Below are 9410 nucleotides of genomic sequence, written 5' to 3'. Positions count from 1 at the left end.
CCGGGGCGCTGGCAGCCGACCGGGTGGCGTCCATCCTGGCCGCCGTCCGAGGGGTGCTGCTGGCCCGGCAGGGCCGCTGCGTGGTGGTGTCGGCTCCGGCGGCGGTCCGCCAGGCCGTCGACCTCTGGGGTGAGCTGGCCGGCCTGGCGCAGTTGCGGGCCGCGAAGCGGCACCTGGATCCGGAGCACCGGCTCGCACCCGGCCGGCTCCCCGGCGGCCTGTGAGGCCGGCCCGAGTGGACCCTGAATCCGGGGGCGCGTGGCGGTCAGGTCGCGTCGTTACGGAGCACCAGGACGGCGATGTCGTCCCGGGGCGGCTCGACCGAGAAGTTGATCGCCGCGGCGCGCAGCCGGGCGGCCACCACGTCGGCTGAGTATCCGGCCAGGGGCGCGGCGGCGTCCCGCAGCCGGTCGGTGCCGAACAACTCCCGGCCACGCCGCCGCTCGGTGACGCCGTCCGTGTAGAAGATCAACGAGTCGCCCGGCGCGAGCGTGATCTGCGCGGTCGGCGAGGTGATCGTGTCGAGCAGGCCGAGCGCGGTGCCGCCGGTGCCGACGAACTCGGCGCCGCCCGCCCCGGCCAGCAGCACCGGCCGGTCGTGCCCGGCGAGGTGCAGCGACACGTCCAACTGGTCGCCCTTGCCCGGCCCGACCGCCGCGAGCGCCAGCGTGCAGTAACGGCCGCCACCCCGCTCGACAAGTGTCTCGTTGAGCCGCGCCAGCGCCTCCGGCAACGGTTTGCCGTCGCCGACCAGCACCCGGATCACGTCCCGGACCAGCCCGGTCACCGCGGCGGCCTGGACACCCTTGCCGGAGACGTCACCGATGACCACGAGCCAACGCCCGTCGGGCAGCGGCACCACGTCGTAGAAGTCGCCCCCCACCTCGGCGTCGTCGCCGGTCGGGACGTACTCGGCGGCGAAACCGATCCCGTCCACCAGCGGCAGCACCGGCGGCAGCAGCGACTGTTGGAGCGTCTGCGCCACCCGACGGCGTTCGGCGTGGATCCGGGCGTTCTCGATGGCCAGCGCGGCCCGCCGGGCCACGTCCTCCAACACGGCCACCTCGTCCGGGTCGTGCCGGTGCCGCTGGTGTCGCCCCACCGCCAAGGTCCCGAGCCGCTGCCCACGGGCGATCAACGGGACCGCGAAACCCTCCATCGGCCCGCCCAGGGGGATCTGCGCCGCGCTGCGGGACGCCTCGCGGAGGCGGGCCTGGATCGAATCCGGTCCGGTCTCCGCCAGCACCTTGTGCAACTGCGGAAGCATCGACTCGTCGGCGTGGCTGGCCGCCGCCAACCGGAGCCGGCCCCACTCGTCGGTGGTGTGCACGGCGCACCACTGGCCGAGTCGCGGCACCACCAACTGCGGCACCAGCGCCATGGTCAGGTCGACGTCCAACGACTGGGCCAGCAGCTCGCTGGCCTCGGCCAGGAACGTCAGCCACACCTGCCGGCGGACGTCGGCCCGGCGCAGCCGGTCGTTCTCCAGGTGCAGCGACAGCCGCTCGGCGGTGAGCACCGCCAACGGTTGGGCGTACGCCGACGGCGCGGCGTCCAACTCCAACTCCCCGGCGTACGGGCGGTGCACGGTCAGTGGCACCCGGAGCAGCTCGCTGCCGGGGCGGGACGGCCGACCGAAGCGGGCCAGCACCTGGCGGCCCTGCCCGTCACCCCGGTCCAGGTGGATGGTGCCGCCGGCGGCGCCCACCATCTCGGCGACCCGGCTGAGCAGGCTGGTGGCGAAGTCGGGCAGCGGGTCGTCCCCGTACAGGTCGGGGGCGGTCTGCATGAGTTCGCTCATCGCGCTGGCGCTCGGCGCGGACCCGTCGGCGCTCGTCCGCGGGCCGGCGTTGGCCGGTGTCGACTCGCCGACGGTGCCCGCGGCGGGCGGGTCGGCGCCGGGGCGGTCCAACCGGAACCAGACGCCCTTCCCGGTGGGCAGGTACGTGGTGCCCCAGCGGCTGGCGAAGTGGTCGACAAGCAGCAGGCCCCGGCCCCGCACGGAGACCTCGTTGATCTCGGTGGAGTCGTTGCGGTCGCCGACGGTCAGTTCGTCGCCGGAACCGGGGGCGAAGTCGGAGACGGTGACGGTCAGCCCGATCTCGTCCGCGACGACCTCGATGTCCAGCTCGGTACCGGCGTGCTCGACGGCGTTGGTGGTCAGCTCGGTGGTGAGCAGCAGCGCCTCGTTGGCCAGTTCGTCCAGGTGTGACTCGGTCAACACCGAGCGGACCACGGCGCGGGCGGCGGCCGGCGTACGGCGGTCGGCGGGCAGCCGGACACGCCGGACGGCCCCGTCCCGGGCCCCGGCCGTCGCGGGCCCCGCCTCGGCTGACACCCCCGTATCCTCCACCGTCCCCCTGCCGGGTGCCAAGCCGATCACGGATCGCAAGCTGTCGCGTCGGTCAGCGGCGCACGGATTGACGCGTCGAAACGACCGGTGCGGGAGCCGGGCGAGGTTTGCGGCGCGCCGTGCCGGCCCGACGCCGATCGTGCGGGTCCGGCAGGCGATCGATGCCGCCTGGCGGGTCGCGCCCCCTGGCACTGCGGCGCGCGCAGGCACAATATGGGGTGCCGGTGTGTCCGCACGGACCGGCGCCCCCGAGTTGAGCGAGGAATGATGACCACGGCGAAGCAGTCGGTGGCGGATCCGTCCGCGTCCGACCACGAGGCGCTCCTCGGTGAGTTGGCCGAGGCTCTGCGACGGATCGGTCGCGGCGACCTGAAGGTCCGGCTTCCGCGCCGCGCCGGCGCGGCCGGTGAGGTGGCGGACGCCTTCAACGAGGTGGTCTCGCTCCAGGAGCGGCAGTACCTGGACCTGCGGCGGATCAGCCGGATCGTCGGCCGCGACGGCCGGCTCACCGAGCGGCTCGACGACGAGGGGCTGGACGGCTCCTGGGCGGAGGGGCAGCGGGCGATCAACTCGCTGATCGACGACCTGGGCCGACCGACCACCGAGATCGCCCGGGTGATCGTGGCGGTCGCCGACGGTGACCTGTCCCAGCACATGGCGTTGGAGATCGACGGTCGGCCGCTGCGTGGTGAGTACCTGCGCATCGGGCGCACGGTCAACACGATGGTGGACCAGCTGTCGTCGTTCTCCAACGAGGTGACCCGGGTGGCCCGTGAGGTGGGCACCGAGGGCAAGTTGGGCGGCCAGGCCGACGTGCGGGGCGTCGCCGGCACCTGGAAGGACCTCACCGACTCGGTGAACACCATGGCGTCGAACCTGACCGGCCAGGTGCGGTCGATCTCGCAGGTGGCGACGGCGGTGGCCAAGGGCGATCTTTCGCAGAAGATCACCGTCGGCGCGCGGGGTGAGGTCGCCGAGCTGGCCGCCACGATGAACTACCTCACCGACACGCTGCGGCTCTTCGCCGAGCAGGTGACCCGGGTGGCCCGCGAGGTGGGCACCGAGGGCAAGTTGGGCGGCCAGGCCGAGGTGCCGAACGTGGCCGGCACCTGGAAGGACCTGACCGACAGCGTCAACTCGATGGCGTCGAACCTGACCGCCCAGGTCCGTAACATCGCGCAGGTCTCCACGGCGGTGGCACGCGGCGACCTGTCGCAAAAGATCACGGTGGCGGCGCAGGGCGAGATCCTGGAGCTGAAGGACACCGTCAACACGATGGTCGACCAGCTGTCGTCGTTCGCCGACGAGGTGACCCGGGTGGCCCGTGAGGTGGGCATCGAGGGCAAGTTGGGTGGCCAGGCCCAGGTGCGCGGCGTCTCCGGCACCTGGCGGGACCTCACCGAGAACGTCAACCAGCTGGCCGGCAACCTGACCAGCCAGGTCCGCAACATCTCCCAGGTCTCCACCGCCGTGGCGAAGGGCGACCTGTCGCAGAAGATCACCGTGGACGCCCAGGGCGAGATCCTGGAGCTGAAGAACACCGTCAACACCATGGTCGACCAGTTGTCGTCGTTCGCCGACGAGGTGACCCGGGTGGCCCGTGAGGTGGGCACCGAGGGCAACCTGGGCGGTCAGGCGCAGGTGAAGGGCGTCAGTGGCACGTGGCGCGACCTGACCGACAACGTGAACTCGATGGCGTCGAACCTGACCAGCCAGGTCCGCAACATCGCCTCGGTGACCACGGCTGTGGCGAAGGGTGACCTGTCGCAGAAGATCACGGTGGACGCGCGGGGCGAGATCCTGGAGCTGAAGTCGACTGTCAACACGATGGTGGACCAGTTGTCGTCGTTCGCCGACGAGGTGACCCGGGTCGCGCGCGAGGTGGGCACCGAGGGCAAGTTGGGCGGCCAGGCGCAGGTGCGCGGGGTCGCGGGCACCTGGCGGGACCTCACCGACAACGTCAACTCGATGGCCTCCAACCTGACCGCCCAGGTGCGCAACATCGCCCAGGTCTCCACGGCGGTGGCGAAGGGTGACCTGTCGCAGAAGATCACGGTGGACGCGCGGGGCGAGATCCTGGAGCTGAAGTCGACTGTCAACACGATGGTCGACCAGTTGTCGTCGTTCGCCGACGAGGTGACCCGGGTGGCCCGCGAGGTGGGCACCGAGGGCAAGCTCGGTGGTCAGGCGCAGGTGAAGGGCGTTTCCGGCACCTGGCGCGACCTCACCGACAACGTGAACTCGATGGCGTCGAACCTGACCAGCCAGGTCCGCAACATCGCCTCGGTGACCACCGCAGTGGCGAAGGGCGACCTGTCGCAGAAGATCACCGTGGACGCCCAGGGCGAGATCCTGGAACTCAAGTCGACTGTCAACACGATGGTCGACCAGCTGTCGTCGTTCGCCGACGAGGTGACCCGGGTGGCCCGCGAGGTCGGTATCGAGGGCAAGCTCGGTGGTCAGGCGCAGGTGAAGGGTGTCTCCGGCACCTGGCGCGACCTCACCGAGAACGTCAACCAGCTCGCCTCGACGCTGACCACCCAGTTGCGGGCCATCGCCCAGGTGTCCACCTCGGTGACCCGCGGCGACCTGACCCAGCGGATCGCGGTCAAGGCGCAGGGCGAGGTCGCCGAGCTGAAGGACAACATCAACCAGATGATCGTCACCCTTCGGGAGACGACCAAGAAGAACGCCGAGCAGGGCTGGCTGGACTCCAACCTCGCCCGGATCGGCGGCCTGTTGCAGGGCCAGCGCGACCTCGGCGAGGTCTGCCGCATGATCATGACGGAGGTGACTCCGCTTGTCGACGCCCAGCTCGGCGCCTTCTTCCTGGCCGACGACGCCGACGGCAGCATGCGGCTGCGGCTGACCTCGTCGTACGGGTACGTGGCGCGGGGGCACGATGTCACCTTCGGGCCGGGTGAGGGGCTGGTCGGGCAGACCGCGCTCTCCCGTCGCACGATCCGCGTCAGCGCCTCCCCGAACAGCCGGCTCACCCTGCGGTCCGGTCTGGCCGAGACACCCCCGTCCGACCTGGTGGTGCTCCCCGTCCTGTTCGAGGGTGAGCTGCTCGGGGTGATCGAGTTCGCCAGCGTGTCCGCCTTCTCCGAGCTGCACCTGTCGTTCCTGGAGCGGCTGGTGCTCACCATCGGCATCGCGGTCAACACCATCCAGGCCAACCGGCGTACGGAGGAGCTGCTGGCCCAGTCGCAGCGGCTGGCACACGAGATGCAGGAGCAGTCGGCCGAGTTGCAGCGCACCAACGCCGAGCTGGAGGAGAAGGCCACTCTGCTGTCCGAGCAGAAGGGCAACATCGAGACGAAGAACCGGGAGATCGAGCTGGCCCGGCTGGGCCTGGAGGAGAAGGCGCAGCAGCTGACCCGGGCGTCGGCCTACAAGTCGGAGTTCCTGGCCAACATGAGCCACGAGCTGCGTACGCCGCTGAACTCGTTGCTGCTGCTGGCCCGTCTGCTGGCGGAGAACTCGGAGCAGAACCTCAGCCCGAAGCAGATCGAGTTCGCCCGGACCATCCACGGGTCCGGCTCCGACCTGCTGCGTCTGATCGACGACATCCTCGACCTGTCCAAGATCGAGGCGGGTCGGATGGACGTCGAGCCGACCGAGATCCGCTTCACCGAGCTGCGCGGCTACGTCGAGCAGGCGTTCGCGCCGCAGGCCGAGGAGAAGAACCTGGACTTCCAGGTACGGGTGAGCAAGGATCTGCCGCCGGCGTTGGTGACCGACGCGCAGCGGTTGCAGCAGATCCTGCGCAACCTGCTCTCCAACGCGGTGAAGTTCACCGACAACGGTGCCGTGACGCTGCGGATCGCCCCGGCCGGGGAGAACGCGGTCTTCGACGTCCCGGCGCTGACGAACGCCCAGCAGGTGATCGCGTTCACCGTGATCGACACCGGGATCGGCATCTCCGACGACAAGCTGTCGATCATCTTCGAGGCGTTCCAGCAGGCCGACGGCACGACCAGTCGCCGGTACGGCGGCACCGGCCTGGGCCTGTCGATCAGTCGCGATCTGGCCCGACTGATCGGTGGCACCATCACCGTCTCGTCCGCGCCCGGTCAGGGCTCGACGTTCACCCTGTTCGTGCCGCAGGTGCTGGCCCCGGACGCCGTGGTCGCGCCGCAGACGCCGTCGCCGCAGCGCGCCGGCCTGCCGTCCTCGCTGCTGATGCCGCCGCTGGAACTGCTGCCGGACCGGCCGGAGGCACCGGCCACCCGCCAACTGGACGGCGCCACCGTACTGATCGTGGACGACGACGTCCGCAATGTCTTCGCTTTGACCAGCGCGTTGGAGCTGCACGGGATGACCGTGCTGTACTCGGACAACGGGGCGGACGGTGTCCGCCTGCTGGCCGAGCATCCGGAGGTGGACATCGTGCTGATGGACGCCATGATGCCCGACCAGGACGGGTACGAGACGACCCGCCAGATTCGCCGCAACCACCGGTTCGCCGACCTTCCGGTGGTCTTCCTGACCGCGAAGGCGATGCCGGGTGACCGTGAGTCGGCGCTCGCTGCCGGGGGCAGCGACTACATCACCAAGCCGGTCGACCTGGACGACCTGATCGAGTTGATGTCGTCCTGGATCAACGGCAGCCGGACCGAGGAGACTTCGTGACCCAGATGGCCAAAGCGCTGCTCGTGGACGACCGGCGGCAGAATCTGACGGCCCTGGAGGCGATCCTCCAGGGCCTGCCGGTCCAGTCCGTGGCGGTGGAGAGCGGCGAGGCGGCGCTCAAGCAGCTACTGGTGGACGACTTCGCGGTGATCCTGTTGGACGCGCAGATGCCCGACATGGACGGCTTCGAGACGGCGAGCCACATCAAGCGCCGCGAACGGACCCGGCACGTGCCGATCATCTTCCTCACCGCCGCCGACCGGGACGCCCAGCTCGCCCTGCGGGGCTACCAGGTGGGCGCGGTGGACTACCTCACCAAGCCGTTCGACCCGTGGGTGCTCCGGGCCAAGGTGTCGGTCTTCGTCGAGCTGTGGGTGAAGACCCGGCAGCTGGCCACCCAGTCGGACCTGGTCCGGGAGCGCGACACGCAGTGGCGGCGGCTCACCGACGCGGTCGACGAGGCGACGGCCCTGCTCCGCTCGGACGACCCGGAGGTCCGCGACCGGGCGGTACAGATGCTCGAACAGGCCCGCTGGGGAAACACCGCCTGACGCGGCGGGCGACTCAGCCGGTGGGCTGGTCGTTGCGGATCATCAGGGCGCTGCGCAGGCCTGTGATGTCCAGTACGCGGATCAGGAAGTCGCCCACGTGGGTCAGCATCAGCAGGCTCTGCGCGTGGCTGGCCTTGCGGCTGAGCACGACCAGGGTGCCCAGGCCCTGCGAGTCGCAGAAGGTGACGCCGCCGAGGTCGAGCACGATCCGCGGGGGTGGGTCGGCCAGCACCTCGTTGACGACGGTGGAGAGCTGCGCCGCCGTGAGCATGTCGATCTCACCGGCCAGGCGCAAGACTGCTTCGTCGCCCGTCCGGTGTAGCGTGATGGACAGTTCGGCACGATCCACCCGGTCAGCCTAGCGCGATCCGACCGACCTGGCCTGTCGAGGCCGCGAGCCGTCGCCGTCCAGGCCACGAGGCCCCCCGTGTCGGTGCCGCTGAGCGGCACAGCTCGTGGGTGAGCCGGGTAACCCCGTCACGGGGTGGCTGCTGGTTGACCGTCCGGCGCTGTCACAATGGCGGCATCGTGACCGACATCTTTTCCGCCGGGTCCGGCCGCTACCCAGCCGACGCGCCGGCCTCCGAGGCCCTGTTCGACCGCGCCCGCGCCATCGTGCCGGGCGGGGTGAACTCCCCTGTGCGTGCCTTCCAGGCGGTCGGCGGCACCCCGCGTTTCATGGTCCGTGGTGAGGGCCCGTGGCTGTACGACGCCGACGGTCGCCGCTACGTGGACCTGGTCTGCTCCTGGGGTCCGCTGATCCTCGGGCACGCCCACCCGGAGGTGGTGGAGGCAGTCCAGGCCGCCGCCGCCCGGGGCACCAGCTTCGGCACGCCCACCCCGGGTGAGGTGGAGTTGGCCACCGAGATCGTCGCCCGGACCCCGGTCGAGCAGGTCCGCCTGGTCAACTCGGGCACCGAGGCGACCATGTCGGCGATCCGGCTGGCCCGTGGCTTCACCGGCCGCTCGAAGATCGTCAAGTTCGCCGGCTGCTACCACGGCCACGTCGACGCTCTGCTCGCCGCCGCCGGTTCCGGCGTGGCCACCCTGGGCCTGCCCGACTCGCCCGGCGTGACCGGCGCGGCGGCCAGCGAGACGATCGTTCTCCCGTACAACGACATCCGGGCCGTCGAGGAGGCGTTCGCCGCCGAGGGCCCGCACATCGCCGCGGTGATCACCGAGGCCGCCGCCGGCAACATGGGCGTGGTGGCCCCCCGCGACGGCTTCAACCAGCAGCTCGCCCGGATCGCGCACGCGCACGGCGCCCTGCTCGTGGTGGACGAGGTGATGACCGGGTTCCGGGTCTCCCGCGCCGGGTGGCACGGCCTCGACGCCTCCGACGCCGACCTGTGGACGTACGGCAAGGTCATGGGTGGTGGCCTGCCCGCCGCGGCGTTCGGCGGGCGGGCGGACATCATGGCGCGGCTCGCGCCGGCCGGCCCGGTCTACCAGGCCGGCACCCTCTCCGGTAACCCGCTCGCCTGCGCCGCCGGTCTGGCGACCCTGCGGCTCGCCGACGACGCGCTGTACCAGCGCCTCGACGAGACGGCCGCCGTCGTGGGCAAGCTGGCGTCCGACGCGTTGGCCGCCGCCGGGGTCCCGCACCGACTGTCGTACGCGGGCAGCATGTTCTCGGTCTTCTTCACCGACGCCGACGTGGTCGACTACGACAGCGCGCGCACCCAGCAGGTGCCGGCGTTCAAGGCGTTCTTCCACGCGATGCTCGCCGCCGGCGTCTACCTGCCGCCGAGCGCGTTCGAGTCGTGGTTCGTGTCGGCGGCGCTCGACGACGCCGCTCTGGAACACATCGCCGACGCGCTGCCGACGGCGGCGAACGCGGCGGCAGCGGCTGGTCACGGGGGGTAGCAAAC

The 9410-nt window shown here is 71.0% G+C and carries 5 protein-coding genes and 1 pseudogene; 4 read left to right on the top strand and 2 right to left on the bottom strand.

Annotated elements, in window-relative coordinates:
- Nucleotides 1-224, top strand: a pseudogene (locus tag PSH25_RS32575) (FAD-binding oxidoreductase); the annotation flags it as partial.
- 41 nt (nucleotides 225-265) lie between these two features.
- Here the strand turns inward: PSH25_RS32575 and PSH25_RS32570 are convergent.
- Entirely contained in the window at nucleotides 266-2338 is a 2073-nt protein-coding gene (locus PSH25_RS32570) for a SpoIIE family protein phosphatase (protein WP_238662715.1), read from the bottom strand.
- Nucleotides 2339-2620: 282 nt separating this feature from the next.
- Between PSH25_RS32570 and PSH25_RS32565 the strand changes: the two genes are divergently transcribed.
- Both PSH25_RS32565 and PSH25_RS32560 read left to right on the top strand, forming a co-directional pair.
- On the top strand, nucleotides 2621-6988 hold the full coding sequence (locus PSH25_RS32565) for a HAMP domain-containing protein (protein ID WP_238662714.1): 4368 nt from the start codon (nucleotides 2621-2623) through the stop codon (nucleotides 6986-6988).
- On the top strand, nucleotides 6985-7539 hold the full coding sequence (locus PSH25_RS32560; RefSeq protein WP_238662713.1) for a response regulator: 555 nt from the start codon (nucleotides 6985-6987) through the stop codon (nucleotides 7537-7539). The genes PSH25_RS32565 and PSH25_RS32560 overlap by 4 nt, the downstream gene beginning before the upstream one ends.
- 13 nt (nucleotides 7540-7552) lie before the next feature.
- Here PSH25_RS32560 and PSH25_RS32555 read toward each other — a convergent pair whose 3' ends face one another.
- Nucleotides 7553-7888, bottom strand: a complete 336-nt coding sequence (locus tag PSH25_RS32555; RefSeq protein WP_007454492.1) for an STAS domain-containing protein — start codon at nucleotides 7886-7888, stop codon at nucleotides 7553-7555.
- Between the two features lie 179 nt (nucleotides 7889-8067).
- Between PSH25_RS32555 and hemL the strand changes: the two genes are divergently transcribed.
- Nucleotides 8068-9405, top strand: coding sequence for a glutamate-1-semialdehyde 2,1-aminomutase (hemL, locus tag PSH25_RS32550; protein WP_238662712.1), 1338 nt, complete (start codon nucleotides 8068-8070; stop codon nucleotides 9403-9405).
- Nucleotides 9406-9410 lie beyond the last annotated feature (5 nt).

The sequence above is a fragment of the Micromonospora foliorum genome, from assembly GCF_022229015.1.
GTDB lineage: Bacteria > Actinomycetota > Actinomycetes > Mycobacteriales > Micromonosporaceae > Micromonospora > Micromonospora foliorum.
This window is presented reverse-complemented; position numbering and strand designations above follow the sequence as displayed.

Bases quoted from the DNA above. Each gene is read 5' to 3' on its own strand.
- PSH25_RS32565 (WP_238662714.1), top strand. From the start codon at position 2,621: ATGACCACGGCGAAGCAGTCGGTGGCGGATCCGTCCGCGTCCGACCAC.